Origin of the sequence: Nostoc sp. FACHB-110 (assembly GCF_014697425.1) — a bacterium.
Lineage (GTDB): Bacteria > Cyanobacteriota > Cyanobacteriia > Cyanobacteriales > Nostocaceae > Nostoc_B.
Genome location: NZ_JACJRU010000015.1, coordinates 123,771 through 140,841 on the forward strand (window position 1 = coordinate 123,771; position 17,071 = coordinate 140,841).

Genomic DNA, 17,071 nt, shown 5'->3' on the forward strand with positions numbered 1-17,071 from the left:
CAAAACTTTAGTTTAAGAACATGAAACTGATAGGGTTATCCGAGGATGTCTGAGAAGTATTAAATTTTTTGCTGATAGAGACGTGATATATCGCGTCTGGACATGATCCGTATTCATATATATAAATCACAGTTGTCATCAGCAATAGACCTTAATCTCTCGCTGATGACAACTCTTGATTGTGGTTAAATGTCAAAAACTGTTATGGAGTCACAATAAATTCAGTAGGACTGGTCACAAATTTGAGCGCACCATCATTGCCAACATAAGTTAGTCTCACTCTACCAGTGGTAGCTCCCACTGGCACAACTATTCTAATTTGGTTAGGCTCAACACTTTGAATTACCGCCCCAACACCATTAAACCCATTAAATGTGACATTATTGATAGTTCCAGCAGCCGGAAAGTTCAGACCTTGGATAGCCACAATTGTTCCTACTCGTCCACTAGAAGGAGAAAAGCCTGTAATCGTTGGCACTGGTGCGGGAATTACAGTAAAATTTCCAGAACTGGTGGCAATTCCGGCAGATGTTTTGACAGTAAATGGCCCGGTAGTTGCTCCTGGTGGCACAATTGCAGTAATTAAAGTTGGCGAAGAAGATAAAATTTCTGCGCCGATACCGTTAAATGATACCTCTGCATTACTGAGATTTGTCCCAGTAATAAACACCTGTGTACCGACAATTCCACTAGCAGGTGTAGAACTGGAAATGGTGGGTTGATTATTCTGTACCGGTGGAACTGTAGAGACAGCAACATCAATGAAGCCACCATTAATCACAGGGAAAATTACTCCAGGGAGCAGTGAGGGATTTAAAGGTGGAATGACAGTAGCTGCACCTGTATTCAGATTGACACAATATAAAGTTGTGCCGGAAACTGCGACGGCTGTATTCACTCCCTGAGCATTGGTAGAAATATCCATCCCCGCGTTAGGAGCAAAATTCACGCCTAGAGAACCGATAGTGGCATTAATTCCATTAGCAGTGGGATTTTGGACAGTCAATACATCTTTGTCGTAGTCAATATTGAAGAGTGTGGTTTGCCTAGCTCCATTGACGTTGTTGTTATACGCTCCAGCCGTAATATTGGGGTCTACACCTTCATTGCGATCGCCATCAGCATACACTAAGGACAATTGCGGATTTGTCACACTTAATTCTCCACTAGCCCCGTTGGCAACTGCTAAGTTTTGGTCATTACTACCTATCAAACGTAGTGCATCGAGAACAGGGTTAAAGTCCATCAGCGATTGAAATCCACCATCGAAGCTAGTTGGTAAAGTGCTGACTAACTTACTATTACCAGTGTTGAAATCAATCACATAAATTTGGTCTGTATCCGTCAGTCCATAAAGTAGATTATTGGCTGGACGAAAATCAATACCTTGCAATGTCCCATTAATTCCCGTCACTGGAATTCGATTACTGAAACTGCCAAGAGTCGGATTATAGGTGAATAGATTATTGTTACTATCCAAAGCCAAAATTTGCTGGTTAGTCGGTAAAGCCGAGCAAGGTGCTGGAAATGTAGTCACCTGAGCAAAAGCTGAATTTACATTGGTGAGTAGACTTACACAGCAAAACAGCACAACTGCTAATAAAAGCGATAATTTTTGAGCAGTTGTTTTTAAGATTGTTTTCATCAAAATCTCCAGTTATTTGTGTAGTTTGAGAAAGCAAAATTCATCATCCGGAATTCATCATTAATTGCAATATTTGATCACTAATTTTAGACAAATAATCTTTAATTTAGTGTTACTATACATAGGTTATTAATCGGCAGCTTTCTACAGAATTTAATTCTGTATATACAGCCTGACTGTATAGTAAATTCTGGATTTTTAAAGAAAGACAATAGTAGTTTTCTTTCTTGAGCTTTGCTCTTCTCTAATAAGGATTACGACCACTTTGAAGATTTGGATCTCTCTTGTACAAAAAAACTTGGACAAGATTTTTATGTGTTAATGAAGTTCCTGCTATACACCCTTTCAAGGGTAGGGGTTTAAGAAAATGACAGTTTAGCTAGTAAAATACATTACTGTTATCAGAAGGCAAAATCCGTGTCAGACAAGGCGAAGAATTGAGGGTGTGGGTGAGAATGCTTTGTGAGTAAAAATTTATTAATTTTTCTTTGGTTGTAACTAATATGAATAAATGTATTTTTGATAATTCTAAGCAGAATCAAGGTATTAGGAAACATCTGTGAGTGTCATTTTAATTACAGGGCCTGCTAGGTCAGGAAAAAGTGAATGGGCCGAACATCTAGCCATGCAGTCAGGTAAAAAAGTTGTTTATGTAGCCACAGCTAGAGAAAACCCTGAGGATAGAGAATGGCAAAAGCGCATTCAAGCACATCAACAACGTCGTCCGCAAAATTGGGAAACCTTAGCAGTACCAGTAGAGTTATCTACTACTTTGGCTGATGCCAAGCCGAATACTTGCTTATTAATTGATTCTTTAGGAACATGGGTAACTAATCTTTTAGAGCAAGATGAAGTTAGCTGGCAAAATACAATTGCAGAGTTGATTGATACGGTACAACTAGTTGCTGCTGATATGGTGTTTGTGGCGGAAGAAGTAGGTTGGGGCGTAGTTCCAGCTTATCCGATTGGCAGACAATTCCGCGATCGCTTGGGTTCAGTAGTCCGGCAATTAAGTGCAGTCTGTGAAGCGGTTTATTTGGTGACTGGTGGTTATGCTTTGAATTTGAGTGTGCTGGGTACACCTCTACCTCAAGTCATAAATGATGAAATGTAAACTATTTTTTACGAAAAATTAAGACAACTTGCTTATTATTTTGTATGTCTTCTGAAGGGCAAATTTTTAATAGAAAATTAATAAGATCAGCAGAGTAAGCCTCCTCATACCGAATGTACAATCAGAGTATGGCAAACCAAGAAGATGTAAAAAAATATCTTGCCTACTGGTTTCAGTTAGGTAAGAGAGTAGTAGTCGGTAATGGGGTAGCGCACTTGTTACCTCAACCAGTTTACAGAGGTGATCGTTATAGCCAAGAATTTGAAGACTGTTGGCAAAGAATTATCTCGTCAGAGTCCGGTGACTGTTATCTCGAAGGGACTAGCGAAACTATTGCCCAATTACTTACGCCTGCATGGGAACTGATGCCTTGCAGTCGTTGTAATATGCCAGTACCCATGAAAAATGTGGGAATGCCCGCAGAAGTCTGTCCATGTAGTAATTTACCAGGCTGGCCTAATACCGATTTACCTGCACCACGTTCGGCTGTGAATAGCCAAGAACGATTAATAGGAATTCGGGATCGGCTTTTAGAAAATCTGGCGGCAAAAACTAAATAAAATTTGTTGACTCTTGAATTTTCAGGCATTGCTGATTAGTGGGATGTTTTTTGTTTCGCGCAAAGGCGCAAAGGCGCGAAGAATCAATATTTTATTTTTGTTAAACATCTCAATTCATCCCGCATTTATGCAACGCCAATTTTCAAAGGTGGAGCGCCGTAGTTTATCTCAAAAACTGCGGTATTTTAATATTGAGTAAATTTTGCTGATTTAATGTCCAATGACAAAGAATCAAGGACAAGTGACAAAATAAAATAAAGAGCCAAAACCAGCAATAGGAAAACAAAAAACGCTGTGCAGATAACATTTTTAGGGACAAGTTCGGGTGTACCTACGCGATCGCGTAATGTTTCCAGTGTCGCCCTCAGATTACCACAACGGGCGGAACTGTGGTTATTTGATTGTGGTGAAGGTACTCAACATCAAATTTTGCGAAGTGACCTAAAAATCAGCCAACTTTCCCGAATTTTTATTACTCATCTGCACGGCGACCACATTTTTGGTTTAATGGGGCTTTTAGCTAGTTGTGGTTTAGCTGGCAATGTAGACAAAATAGATATCTACGGGCCGCCAGGATTAAATGAGTATATTCAATCTGCATCTCGCTACTCGCACACACATTTTTCCTATCCCATCAAAGTTCATGCCATCCGTCCAGGCGTAATCTATGAAGATGATGAGTTCACCGTCACCTGTGGCCAATTGCATCATCGAATTACGGCTTTTGGTTATCGAGTGGCGGAAAAAGACCGCGCCGGACGGTTTGATATTGATAAAGCTAAAGCACTGCAAATTCCCCCAGGCCGGATTTACGGTCAACTCAAACGCGGGGAAACAGTGACATTAACTGATGGGCGCGTGATTAAAGGCACTGAACTTTGCGGCCCTACAGAAATTGGCCGCAAAATCGCTTATTGTACAGACACTATTTATACTGAAGGCGCAGTGGAATTAGCCCAAGATACCGATGTGTTAATTCATGAAGCCACCTTTGCCCATCAAGATGCAGATATGGCTTTTCAGCGATTACACTCTACAACCACAATGGCAGCCCAAACAGCCTTAGCTGCTGGGGCGCATCGGTTAATTATGACTCATTTTAGCCCTCGTTACGCTCCCGGCAACCCCATAGATTTGAAAGACTTACTGCAAGAAGCGAGGGCCATTTTTCCCCGCACAGATATGGCTTACGATTTTATGACCTATGAAGTACCACGACGCAGAGAAGCCAAGTTAACAGAATTAGAAGTCAAGTCTTAACTTACGGGTAAGTATACATCCGTCAGAATCTAGAAGCTAGAATGTTGGAAAATTTAATCACATCCTTCTCGATCACAATCGACTAATTATCTGGAATTACTTTTAAATTCTGGCTTCTGACTTCTGTGTGCTGAATCCTGACACTTAGGGTATAGCAGATGGCAGCCTAATAAGATAGCAATTGCTCAAAAGAAAAGATACAATCAAAAGTCTTTAACTTTGTTAACTATTACCTAATTTCCGGTTTGTTAATTAGTTAAAATAGTCACAAAAACTTTAAGCAAATTCAATCGGTAGATAATTTTTTGCTAAATCCATTGTGGGATTTCAAAAGAGGGGTGAGATACTTCCCCCCATCTTGCCATTTTATAGATTAATCTAAAAAGTTTCCCGAGGACTTTGCGAATTGTCCTAACCTTGTTACTCTGTGATTTATCCAGACAATTGTTAAAAAAATAGAAAACTTTAGTAAACATAGTGACTCAAGTGATTTCTCCCCCTTGTATTTTTTAGATAAATCTAGTTGCTGAGAATGTTATAAAACTTTGGAGAGTTTAGTAAATGAAAATACTGGTATTAAGTTGGGAATTTCCACCAAGAATAGTAGGCGGTATTGCCCGACACGTAGGGGAGTTGTATCCAGAACTAGTGAAACTGGGACATGAAATCCACTTGATTACTGTGGAGTTTGGCCAAGCACCGATGTATGAGGTAGTTGAAGGTATCAATGTACATCGCGTACCAGTGGCCGCAGGCAATGATTTTTTCCACTGGGTGGTGAATATGAACCAAAGTATGGGACATCACGGTGGTAAATTAATCGCTGAGGAAGGCCCGTTTGATTTAATTCATGCCCATGATTGGTTAGTCGGCGATGCGGCGATATCACTCAAGCATAATTTTAAAATACCCCTAATTGCGACGATTCACGCTACAGAACACGGACGCTACAACGGGATTCATAACGATATTCAACGCTACATTCACGGCAAAGAAAACTTACTCGCCTTTGATGCTTGGCGCATTATTGTCTGTACCGACTATATGCGTCGGGAAGTAGAACGCGCCCTCAGCAGTCCTTGGGATAAAATCGATGTGATTTATAACGGTATCCGTCCCGAAAAGAAACAGCATCATCAAGATTTTCATGCTCAAGACTTTCGTCGTCAATTTGCCGAAGATGGGGAAAAAATTGTTTACTATGTCGGCCGGATGACTTATGAAAAAGGTGTACCAGTATTATTAAATGCCGCACCGAAAGTGCTATCCCAAATGGGTGGTTACGTTAAGTTTGTGATTATTGGTGGTGGTAATACCGATCATCTTAAGCGGCAAGCTGCAGAATTAGGGATTTGGGATAAATGCTATTTCACTGGTTTTTTATCTGATGAATACTTAGATAAATTTCAAACAATCGCTGATTGTGCGGTATTTCCTAGTTTTTACGAACCCTTTGGTATTGTGGCATTAGAAAGCTTTGCTTCACGCGTTCCGGTAGTTGTTTCTGATAGTGGTGGTTTCCCGGAAGTTGTTCAGCATACCAAAACTGGGATTGTCACTTGGGTAAATAACCCTGATTCTTTGGCGTGGGGAATTTTGGAGGTTTTGAAAAATCCTGGATATCGGCAATGGTTGGTGGATAATGCTTATGAGGATTTACAACGCCGCTTTTGTTGGAAAAAAATAGCCCAGCAAACTCACTCAGTTTATCAGCGTGTGGTGCAGGAGCGATCGCAAGTTAATTGGTAATTCAATACAATGTAAAACTGCGGATACCGCCCAGCAGTGCCGAGAATCAATTATTACGCTGGGTTAATTTGCGTTAAAAAACATTACAAGCCCTGTACGCTGGGAATTTCCAGCCTGCTGATGCGAGAGTAAACAGTAAATGCAGTTTGCTCTAAAAAGTTAGTATGACGAAGGCATTCCCAGATATAGCAAAGTTCTGGAAGAATTTGGGAACTGTGTTGTTTAAGATGGGAGCCAGTTTAATAACCCGTCTTACAGCATACCTGAAACGCCACTTCCTTGACAACACTGTTGATGTTGTTCTACCGTCGTCGCTACCCCACTTGGCTGGCCCTGTGTTGAATTTGGGAGGGGGCGGGCCGGATGTCGAAAAAGCAATTCAATGGATGATTGATCAAGTTAGGGGCGGTAGTAACAGTCCGAAAGTTGATGTTGTAGTAATTCGCACCTATGGTAGTGATGACTACAATCACCTGATTGATGGCATGAGAGGTGTGAACTCTGTCAGGACTTTAATTATTAGCAACCGCAATGATGCCAACAGAGATGATGTTGTCGCCAAGGTGCGAAAAGCTGGGGTAATTTTCTTTGCAGGCGGCGACCAATGCCAATATATCCGCAGTTGGAAAAATACCAAACTCGAAAACGCTGTGCGCGAAGTCTATGCTAGAGGTGGCGGCATTGGTGGCACAAGTGCAGGTGCAATGATTCATAGTGAATATGTTTATGATTCTTGCGCTTGCGAAGACAGCATTGAAACTAGAGAAATTCTAGAAGACCCTTATCGCAATATCACCTTTACATACGACTTTTTTCAATGGAGTCCTTTGCGCGGCACTATCATTGATACCCACTTTGATAGCCGTAAACGGATGGGTCGAATTATGGCGTTTATTGCCCGGCAAATTCAAGATGGCAAAGCTAACCGTGTTTTGGGAATAGCTATTAGTGAGGAAACATCGGTAGTGCTTGATAAATATGGTTTTGCGAAGGTGATGGGTAGGAATGCCGCTTATTTTGTCTTAGGAGATCACCCACCAGAAGTTTGCCAACCTCGTACGCCGCTAACTTATCACGACTATAAAATTTGGCGCGTTCCTAGCGGTGAGACTTTCGATTTGAGAAACCCACCTAGTCGAGGTTATTACTTTAGAAGTGTGAAGCGGGGGAGGTTTAATTCAGATCCTTACTAAGAGTTTTTTAACGCGGAGGCAGGAGAAGGTAAACGTAAAGTTGAGGCAGCAAAATTGCTACCCCATAAGAGTTCGACGAACTTGTGACAGAATATTAAGTCGGACATCGCTGAACCTATCTCCTGTCTGTTGCGATCACTGACTCCTCAAAATAGTAATAACTTAGAACAGAAGTATTTTGTAGCAAGAGGTAGCCGCGAAAATGCCGTGGTTTGTGAAAATTGAGGAAGGAAAAGTAGAAAAACCTATTTTTGACCAATATGTACCTGCCCACAACGCTTATGTAAAAGACTTAATTACCAAAGGACACAAAGCCCGTACAGGCTATTGGGCGCAAATGGGCGGCGGGATGCTACTGTTTGAGGCAGCTTCGATAGATGAAGCACAAGCAATTGTGGCTCTTGACCCCTTGGTAAAAAATGGCTGTGTCAGCTACAAGCTTTATGAATGGAAAATTGTAGTCGAGTAGGACACAAATACTGACTTTTAGTGTTATGATTTGTTTAGACCTGGATCTACGCGACTTCAACGCCTAAACCTTGTCAGAACCGGAAGGTAGCAGCAATACAGGATGCTTGTGGTAGGCGTAGTCTCCGGGTCGCCCTATTTTTAGGAGCGATCAGCAGCAATGCCTGGTTTTGGAGATATTGTACAAAAAGCTTTTTACCTCGGTGTTGGATTAGCTTCTTACGCAAGTGAGAAAGCGGGAGGGAAATTAGCAGAATTGCGATCGCAAGTCCAAAAACTGGCAGACGAAATGGTAGCACGGGGCGAGATGAACACGGAAGAAGCCCGGCGCTTTGTGGATGATATGATGAAGCAAGCGCAACAGCAAGCACCTGCACCAGATGAAAACTCAGAAAAAACAACTCCTTCGGAACCTCGCCGCATCGAAATTTTAGAGGAAGACGAAGAGCCAACTATAAAAGAGACCTCAACGGAAAATGTGGATAACTTGCGCGACCAAGTGCTAAAACTGCAAGAAGAGTTAAAAAGATTGCAACGCGATCAGTAAAAGCTACTCTTTATCTTCAGCATTAGTAGTGAATAGCATTTTGGTGTAGCTACCACCCAAAAATTTTGCCTCTACGCTGCCTAAAATATACCGAGCGTACATTAATTTGGGTGAATTTAAGTATTGTATCCTAATTTTACAGCCAGGAAGAGCGTCAAATTTATGGAAGAATGGCAGAAAGATTTAATGGGAATCATGGAGACAGTGGCCGAGGAAGTAGATCGATTCTTTCAAGGAATGAGTGAAATGGTAGATGCCTTTTTTGACCTTACAGAAGAATTGACTGAGCAAGCCCAAAACAACCTGGCTGCTGAAGTAGAACAGTATTTGCAAGAGATATCTGCGCCTTTGTTAGAAATATACTGGGATCTCGAAGATGTCGTCATAGATGCAGATCCGGGTTTTCCTTATACAGTAGAAGCCACACCAGAACAAAACCCTGCTTGCATCGGCTGTACAAATTATCACGGTCAAGTTTATGGCGGTAATTTATTAGTTTGTGCTATGCACCCCCACGGTTGGGATGATGGGAATTGTCCCGACTGGGAACAAGAGTAAGGTGCAGAGGAAGACCTTTTACTCAGCAAGAGCGCGCTTTTAGCCAATAACAATTGACAAAGGACAAACGACCCTTGACTATTGACTATTGACCCTTGACCGATGACAGATAACAAATGATTAATGAAAATTTAGCTGAAACTGCAACTCAGCCTCAGCAAGAAGTTAAGTATGGCGAACGCCAGATTGCGGAAGGACAATTAATTACCTTTCCGAATCCGCGTGTTGGTAGGCGATATAATATTGAAATTAGTTTGCCAGAATTTACTTGTAAGTGTCCGTTTTCTGGCTATCCTGACTTTGCGACAATCTATGTCAGCTATGTACCGGATGAGCGCGTTGTGGAATTAAAAGCACTGAAGCTCTATATTAACAGTTACCGCGATCGCTATATATCCCACGAAGAATCAGCAAATCAAATACTAGATGATTTGGTGGCAGCTTGTGACCCCTTAGAAATTACAGTCAAGGCTGATTTTGCTCCCCGTGGTAATGTGCATACAGTGATTGAAGTCAAACATCAGAAATAATTGGCGATCGCATCATAGGTAAGTCATGTTAGGGTGGGCAATGCTCACCCTAAAAATTTTCTTTTAAGAAAATCAAGACAAGGGGGAAAATAACATAGGACTTATTGACTAACTAATAATTGATCGATGACTAAAAATTGGTTTCGCATTGGGTTAGTAAGTATATTTATCCTCTCGCTGGCTCTGAGATTTTGGGGCTTAGATAGGTTTAACACCTTAGTGTTTGATGAAGTTTACTACGCTAAGTTTGGTAATAACTATCTTGTTCATGTTTCCTTTTTTGATGGTCATCCACCAATGGGAAAACTGATGATTGCCCTGGGAATTTGGCTGGGTAGTCATATCCCATTTTGGCATGATAGCGTGAATGGGCTGACAGGTTCACTGCGATCGCCTTGGGATTATCGGTGGATGAATGCCTTTTGCGGTTCATTTATCCCTTTATTAATAGCTGGAATTGCTTATCAATTAAGTTCGCGCCGTAGCTTTGCTTTAATTGCCGGCTTGTTTACGGCTCTTGATGGCATATTTATCGTTGAATCTCGTTACGCGCTGATCAATATATATATAGTTATCTTTGGTTTGTTGGGGCAGTTGTTGTTGCTGCTGGCATTAAATCATCAAAAACAAAAACGTCAATTATTTTTATTTATAGCTGGGGTAGCTTTTGGTTGTTCAGTAGCTACCAAATGGAATGGTTTATTTTTCTTAGCGGGAATTTATTTTTTGTGGATATTTGCTTGGATATGGCAAATTTTAGCCAAAAAAATCAATCCATCAAATGGCGACGAAGAATTAAATCAACCAGCATCCTCACCATTACAAAAGCTCACACAACTTTATGGTTGGCAGATGTTATTGTTTCTGGGAATTATCCCAACGATTATTTATCGGCTCATTTGGATTCCTCATTTAAAACTAGATACAAAATACGGATTTATAGAAGTTCACAAACAAATTTTAGCTTTTCATGAACGGTTAGGAGGTAATAATGCTCAAGTGCATCCTTACTGTGCTGCTTGGTATAAATGGCCGCTGTTGACGCGACCAATGGCATACTACTATCAAACAGCCCAAAGTGCTAGCGCTCCCTTACCTGTTTTCGGGCCAAATTTACCTGCTAATGCCGGAAAAATTGTTTATGATGTCCATGCAATGGGCAATCCTTTTTTGTGGTGGTTTGGAATTGCGGCGATTGTATTTTTGCTAGGGATGTTAATTGCCTCAATGGTAAAGTTTTGGCAACAGCAAAAACGTTTGATTTTACCAAAACATTTAACAGTTGATACATGGATAGCTTTGTACTTAGTGGTCAATTATGCTACTAACTTAGCACCTTGGATCAAAGTGACGCGTTGCGCTTTTATTTACCACTATATGACAGCTGTGGTATTTGCATTTTTAGCGATCGCTTGGTTTGTGGATCAGTGTCTACGGAGCTATTATCCTCCGTTGCCAGTGATTGGCGTTGCTATCTCTTTGATGATTTTAGCGGCTTTTGTGTTTTGGTTGCCCATTTATTTAGGTTTACCGATTACATCCGAAGGATATAGACTGCGGATGTGGTTTAACTCTTGGATTTGAGCCAATTTAGCATTAAAATAACTTCTACATATCACCTGTAACCTCTGGGCAATTAACCCTTAATACTGCTACATATATACAGTGTGATTAATCACATATTTTTTACATTTCTTATCGGTATTTAAAGAGCCTGGCTGTTAGACTGAAAACGCAACCGAGGTATCAACATTTAGGCATCAATAAAAACTACAATTGATGAAAAAATAAAGAAAGATTTTATATTTCAGCTTTCTGATTTTTTCTCACAGTAGTTAAGGTAGTCAGAATATAGACAAAAGCTTTAACTCTATCTCTATCCTTAGCGATAACTAGCAAAATAATTCCTAGAAGCAAAATTATACAAGCTTACATCTAGGAAGTGTCATAAAGTGCTCAATTCAATAGGTAAAACCTATTTAGAAATTGCTTTTGATGCTCCCTAGCAATCAGGAGAATCCTAATGGAACTAAACTTACAACTTCCTAGTATTAATGTTACGAGCTTAAAAGAAGCTCCGATTCACACTTGTGGGCAGATACAGCCGCACGGAGTTTTGTTGGTATTGGCTGAACCAGAATTACAAATATTACAAGTTAGTCATAATACTTGGAATGTTTTCGGGATTGAACCCGAAATTATGTTGCAAAAAAGACTAGAAGATTTACTCGACTCATTTCAAATTGACAGAATTAAAGCTGGGTTAATCGCCGATAATCTGGAATTTATTAACCCTACAAAACTTTGGTTTAGAAAAAAAGGTGATGAATATGTAGTTTTCGATGCGGTCTTCCATCGAAATTCACAAGGGTTGTTGATTTTAGAATTAGAACCAGCACTTTCTCAAGAAAATATCCCGTTTTTAAGTTTTTATCATCTAGCAAAAGCTTCTATTAACCAGTTGGAAAAAACTTCAACGCTCAGGGATTTTTGCCAGATAATTGTTCAAGAAGTGCAGAAAGTAACCGGATTTGACCGGGTAATGTTATATAAATTTGACCATGATGGACATGGTTCAGTTGTAGCTGAAGAAAAGCTAGAAACGCTCGAACCTTATTTAGGGTTACATTATCCTGAGTCTGATATTCCTAAACCAGCGAGAAAATTATTTGCCTCGAATTCTATTAGAATTATCCCCGATGCCAAGGCAGAACCAGTACAGTTGATTGCGGGTAATAATTTAGCTAATCAAAATTCTGTAGATTTAACAAATTCGATTTTGCGAAGTCCGGCGGCTTGCCATATTGAATATTTACACAATATGGGTGTGGGGGCTTCTTTGACGATATCCTTAATTAAAGACCAAAAACTTTGGGGCTTGATTGCTTGTCATCATCAAACACCGAAATTAGTCTCTTATGAATTGCGAAAAGCCTGCGAATTTTTAGGAAGAGTAATATTTGCAGAAATCTCCGCCAGAGAAGAAACAGAAGATTACGATTATCGGATGAGTTTGACACATATTCAATCTTTGTTAATTGAATATATGTCTCAAGAGGAAAACTTTATCGATGGTTTAGTTAAACACCAGCCGAATCTTTTAGATTTAACTAGTGCTAAAGGCGCGGCTGTTTGTTTTGGCGATCGCTGTACACTTATAGGTGAAACTCCCGCCGAAGAAGACTTGAGTTTTTTGGTACAGTGGTTAAAGAATAACGTCGATGAAGAAGTATTTTATACAAATTCTTTGCCACAGGTTTATCCTGATGCCGAGAAATTTAAAAACGTTGCGAGTGGTTTATTAGCAATTCCCATTTCTAAACGTAATTATGTGTTGTGGTTCCGTCCTGAAGTTATTCAAACAGTGAATTGGGGCGGTGATCCCCATAAAGCATTTGAAGTAAATCAAACAGATGGCGATGTGCGCCTGTGTCCCCGCAAATCTTTTGAATTGTGGAAAGAAACAGTTAAGCTCACATCTTTACCTTGGCAATATGTCGAAATTAAAGCCGCCCTAGAATTGCGAAAAGCAATTGTGAATATTGTCTTGCGCCAAGCCGATGAACTCGCTCAATTAGCCCAAGATTTAGAACGTTCTAACGCCGAATTGAAAAAATTTGCCTACGTCGCTTCTCATGACTTGCAAGAACCACTAAATCAAGTAGCAAATTACGTGCAGTTATTAGAGATGCGCTATAACGAAGAACTGGACGAAGACGCGAAAGAATTTATTAGCTTCGCCGTTCAGGGAGTGAGTTTAATGCAGACTTTGATTGATGACGTATTAGCATACTCCAAAGTCGATACCCAAGCGATCGCATTTCAACTAACAGAAGTCGAAACCGCCTTAGAACGCGCTCTTGGCAACTTACGGCAGCGTATTGCCGAAACAGGCACTATAATTACCCATGATCCCTTACCAACAGTCATGGCTGGGAGTACCCAGCTAATGCAGCTATTTCAAAATTTGATTGCTAACGCCATCAAATTCCGTAGCGACCAACCACCACGAATTCATGTAGGTGCAGAAAGATTAGAAGATGAATGGTTGTTTTGGGTACGCGATAATGGTATCGGTATAGAACCCAAATTTAGCGATCGCATTTTTGTCATCTTCCAACGCCTACACACCAGAGATGAGTATCCTGGTACGGGTATGGGTTTAGCCATTTGTAAAAAAATTGCCGAATGTCATCGAGGTCGCATCTGGGTAGAATCACAACTTGGTGAGGGAGCTACCTTCTACTTTACAATTCCTGTTGGAGGGCGCGAGCGTGAGCGTAGAAACGGAAGACAAGCCCAAAACCATCTTTTTGGTCGAGGATAATAAAGCCGATATCCGCTTAATTCAAGAAGCATTGAAAAATAGCGCAGTCCCCCACGAAGTCGTGATAGTCAGAGACGGCGTGGATGCAATGGCCTTTTTACGCCAAGAAGGTGAATACGCCGATGCTCCTCGCCCCGACCTGATTTTGCTAGATTTGAACTTACCCAGGAAAGATGGTCGAGAAGTCTTAGCAGAAATTAAAAGCGACCCACTCCTGAAACGTATCCCGGTAGTCGTGCTGACAACCTCAAAAAACGAGGATGATATCTTTCACAGCTACGACTTGCATGTCAACTGCTACATTACAAAATCTCGGAACCTCAGCCAACTCTTTCAAATAGTCAAAGGTATCGAAGATTTTTGGCTATCTACCGTCACCTTACCGTCAGAGTAACCAGATGGGTGTAAGGGTGTAAGGGTGTAAGGGTGCTGAATAAGATATTTTTCCTCAGCACTCAGCACTCAGCACTCAGCACTCAAAACTTCCCAGGGCTTGAAATAAAAAACTATGGCTGGAAGCTTAGTAAAAATCTTGTTAATTGAAGACAATCTGGCAGAAGCTAGGTTAATGCAAGAGTTTTTGCAGCAAGCCGATGCTAAAGAATTTGTGCTAGTTCATGTCAAGCGATTACAAGAAGCACTCAATCAACTCAGAACTGACAACTACGATATTATTTTGCTAGACCTGACCTTACCGGACAGTCAAGGATTGTCTTCTTTGCCAGTCTTGATTAATTGCGCGCCTAGTGTGCCCATTGTGGTACTCACAAATACTAACGACGAAGAATTGGCAGTTGCAGCTGTCAGAGAAGGAGCGCAAGATTATTTAGTCAAGCGTCACGTTAACGTCAATGGTTTAGTGCGTTCTATCTGCTACGCGATCGAGCGTAAACAGGTTTTAGAAACATTACGACAAGTTAATCAAACATTGCAAGTGCGCGTTGAAGAACGCACAGCAGAACTAGTCAAAGCCAACGAAATTAACCAATTCCGCTCGGAATTAGTTTCGATGCTTTCTCACGATATCCGCCAACCTTTAAATACAATTCTTTTAGCGGCTGGATTGCTCCAAAATAATGAAGATAAATTAACTCAAGAAAAAAAACGTAATCATTTACAAATAATTCGTACCGCCATCAAAAGTATGGCGCAAATGTTGGATGAAGTCTCCCTCATTGGTAAGGCTGATTCTAGTAAATTTCAGTGTGACCTAGAGCCATTAGATTTAGAAATATTATGTCGTCAACTAGTAGAACAAGTGCAACTAAATCTGAAAGATAAAAATCTGAGCTTAACTTTTACTAGTTATGGAGAAGTCGGTGAAGCTGTCTGGGATGAAACCTTACTACGCCATATTTTAAGTAATTTACTGAGCAATGCCATTAAATATTCCCGCGCTAATGGCAAAATTGAGTTTGAATTAATTGGTCAAGCAAACTCAGTTATATTTAGATTTCAAGATTGGGGAATTGGTATTCCTCCACAAGACATGAGTCGGCTATTTCAACCTTTTCAACGTGCCGAAAATGTCGGCAGAATTCCTGGAACTGGTTTAGGTTTAGCAATTGTGAAAAAGTGCGTAGATGCTCATGGAGGGGAAATTAGAGTCAATAGCGAAGTAGAAATTGGGACTACATTTATTGTCACTTTACCTTTAATTAAACTGTAATTATAGTAATTTACTATCAGGGAATACTCAGATTTAGTATTGAGCAGGCGATCGCACTTTGATAAAAATCAAATAATTGCCTGACTTAGTTGTTACTAAATCTGAGCTAACACAAGCCTACCATTGATAGCCTATTCAATTGCCAGACATTGTGTCTACCATCTTCAGAAGTAGGCAAAAATTTTATCCTCATGTGCCAGGCAATACAAACTTTTATTAATCTGACTAATAAATATTAAAAAAGGTGAACGGCAAAGGAGCATTATTCAGCCGTTCCCCTAAAAATGTGCTATTACTTGCAGTTTAAAAAATAACTCAATATTGATCTACTTGCAAAAGAAGTATCACAAAGTGTAATTCTCATGTATTGAGTAATACAACATAACTTAACAATGGCTTCTTTGGTACATCCTTACCATCCGTACATTCTATTGCATAAATCAATACAGTTCAGTTAAGGCAACAACTTAGACTGGTGCAGGTTGGGTGGAGGAACGGAACTCAACATTCACGCATACTTTGTTGGGTTACGCTATCGCTACACCCAACCTACTATTCTCTTAACTGAACCGTATTGTTGCATAAATGCCAACATCGAGTAAATAACTGGCTTTACCAGAAATCCTCTGGCGTTCTGGCAATACGTTCGGATCAGAAATTTACTGGTGAAGGCAGGCCGGGGAGCAGGGGAGAAGTTACTATTGCGGCTGTTTTGGCTCATCAACCAACTACTTACACAAATTCTGCCATCAAAAATTATTTAAGTATATGAGTTGTTAGTGATTAAGAGGTCTTTTCCGGGAACACTCTTATTGAGCGAACAAAATTTAAAAAGATTTTTTAATTTAGGCAATGAAAAATTACAATTTGTTGCTGATGACCCATAACATTTATAGGAGATGTATATGAATCAATACTCTCCTCTCACCGTCTTACTAATTGATGATAGTGCAGTAGATCGTTATATTTACCGACAGTATTTGCAGCACGATAAATTAAATAATTATGAAATTTTAGAATTTCAATCAACCAAACAAGCAATTTCCTGGTGTGAGCAACACACCCCAGATGCGATTTTGCTGGATTATTTAATGCCCGATGACGATGGACTAGAATTTCTCAGGCAACTCAGGGAAAACCTCAATAACAACAAGTCGGCGGTCATCATGCTGACAGGAGCCGGAGATGAAATGATTGCGGTGAGTGCTATGAAAAACGGCGCTCAGGATTATTTAGTCAAAAATCATTTCAATCCAAAAACTTTACACAGTGCAATTCGTCATGCCGTAGAGCGCATCAAGTTAACACAACAGTTAGAAAAAAGCCAAGAGCAACAACAACTAATAGCACAAATCGCATTAAGAATTCGTCAATCTCTCAAACTAGAAGAAATACTGCACCAGACAGCGCAACAAGTACGCCAATTTCTCCAAGCCGATAGAGTATTAGTC

At 40.3% G+C, this 17,071-nt stretch carries 15 protein-coding genes and 1 other RNA gene; 15 read left to right on the forward strand and 1 reads right to left on the reverse strand.

Features of this window, described 5'->3' with window-relative positions:
• Positions 1 to 202: 202 nt before the first annotated feature.
• A complete protein-coding gene (locus H6G69_RS16185) occupies positions 203 to 1,645 on the reverse strand; it encodes a DUF4394 domain-containing protein (RefSeq protein ID WP_190688975.1) in 1,443 nt (480 codons plus the stop codon).
• 559 nt (positions 1,646 to 2,204) lie between these two features.
• Between H6G69_RS16185 and cobU the strand changes: the two genes are divergently transcribed.
• From cobU to H6G69_RS16260, 15 genes are all read left to right on the forward strand, one after another.
• Positions 2,205 to 2,759: a bifunctional adenosylcobinamide kinase/adenosylcobinamide-phosphate guanylyltransferase gene (gene cobU / locus H6G69_RS16190; protein ID WP_190688979.1), complete on the forward strand. Its 555-nt coding sequence runs from the start codon at positions 2,205 to 2,207 to the stop codon at positions 2,757 to 2,759.
• A gap of 128 nt (positions 2,760 to 2,887) precedes the next feature.
• Positions 2,888 to 3,319, forward strand: a complete 432-nt coding sequence (locus tag H6G69_RS16195) for a hypothetical protein (protein WP_190688983.1) — start codon at positions 2,888 to 2,890, stop codon at positions 3,317 to 3,319.
• A 294-nt stretch (positions 3,320 to 3,613) separates the two neighbouring features.
• On the forward strand, positions 3,614 to 4,579 hold the full coding sequence (locus H6G69_RS16200) for a ribonuclease Z (RefSeq protein ID WP_190688985.1): 966 nt from the start codon (positions 3,614 to 3,616) through the stop codon (positions 4,577 to 4,579).
• 561 nt (positions 4,580 to 5,140) lie between these two features.
• Positions 5,141 to 6,328 carry a glycosyltransferase family 4 protein gene (locus H6G69_RS16205; RefSeq protein WP_190688987.1) on the forward strand — a complete coding sequence of 396 codons (1,188 nt, stop codon included), beginning with the start codon at positions 5,141 to 5,143 and terminating at the stop codon, positions 6,326 to 6,328.
• Between the two features lie 164 nt (positions 6,329 to 6,492).
• Positions 6,493 to 7,521, forward strand: a complete 1,029-nt coding sequence (locus H6G69_RS16210) for a cyanophycinase (RefSeq protein ID WP_190688989.1) — start codon at positions 6,493 to 6,495, stop codon at positions 7,519 to 7,521.
• A 202-nt stretch (positions 7,522 to 7,723) separates the two neighbouring features.
• Positions 7,724 to 7,990: a YciI family protein gene (locus H6G69_RS16215; RefSeq protein ID WP_190688991.1), complete on the forward strand. Its 267-nt coding sequence runs from the start codon at positions 7,724 to 7,726 to the stop codon at positions 7,988 to 7,990.
• A 37-nt stretch (positions 7,991 to 8,027) separates the two neighbouring features.
• An RNA gene (ffs, locus tag H6G69_RS16220) (signal recognition particle sRNA small type) lies at positions 8,028 to 8,124 on the forward strand.
• 25 nt (positions 8,125 to 8,149) lie between these two features.
• Positions 8,150 to 8,536, forward strand: a complete 387-nt coding sequence (locus H6G69_RS16225; RefSeq protein ID WP_190688992.1) for a phasin family protein — start codon at positions 8,150 to 8,152, stop codon at positions 8,534 to 8,536.
• Between the two features lie 162 nt (positions 8,537 to 8,698).
• Complete coding sequence (locus H6G69_RS16230) at positions 8,699 to 9,094, forward strand: hypothetical protein (protein WP_190688994.1); 396 nt, start codon at positions 8,699 to 8,701, stop codon at positions 9,092 to 9,094.
• A 116-nt stretch (positions 9,095 to 9,210) separates the two neighbouring features.
• On the forward strand, positions 9,211 to 9,624 hold the full coding sequence (gene queF / locus H6G69_RS16235; RefSeq protein ID WP_199336042.1) for a preQ(1) synthase: 414 nt from the start codon (positions 9,211 to 9,213) through the stop codon (positions 9,622 to 9,624).
• Between the two features lie 126 nt (positions 9,625 to 9,750).
• Complete coding sequence (locus tag H6G69_RS16240; RefSeq protein WP_190689003.1) at positions 9,751 to 11,208, forward strand: dolichyl-phosphate-mannose--protein mannosyltransferase; 1,458 nt, start codon at positions 9,751 to 9,753, stop codon at positions 11,206 to 11,208.
• Positions 11,209 to 11,647: 439 nt separating this feature from the next.
• The gene (locus tag H6G69_RS16245) at positions 11,648 to 13,951 is read left to right on the forward strand and encodes an ATP-binding protein (protein ID WP_190689015.1); all 2,304 of its coding nucleotides are present in this window, start codon (positions 11,648 to 11,650) and stop codon (positions 13,949 to 13,951) included.
• Entirely contained in the window at positions 13,899 to 14,345 is a 447-nt protein-coding gene (locus H6G69_RS16250; protein ID WP_190689019.1) for a response regulator, read from the forward strand. The genes H6G69_RS16245 and H6G69_RS16250 overlap by 53 nt, the downstream gene beginning before the upstream one ends.
• A gap of 114 nt (positions 14,346 to 14,459) precedes the next feature.
• The gene (locus H6G69_RS16255; RefSeq protein WP_190689027.1) at positions 14,460 to 15,620 is read left to right on the forward strand and encodes a hybrid sensor histidine kinase/response regulator; all 1,161 of its coding nucleotides are present in this window, start codon (positions 14,460 to 14,462) and stop codon (positions 15,618 to 15,620) included.
• 905 nt (positions 15,621 to 16,525) lie between these two features.
• Positions 16,526 to 17,071 (forward strand): two-component system response regulator (locus H6G69_RS16260; protein WP_190689030.1); only part of this gene is annotated, 546 nt, incomplete at its 3' end.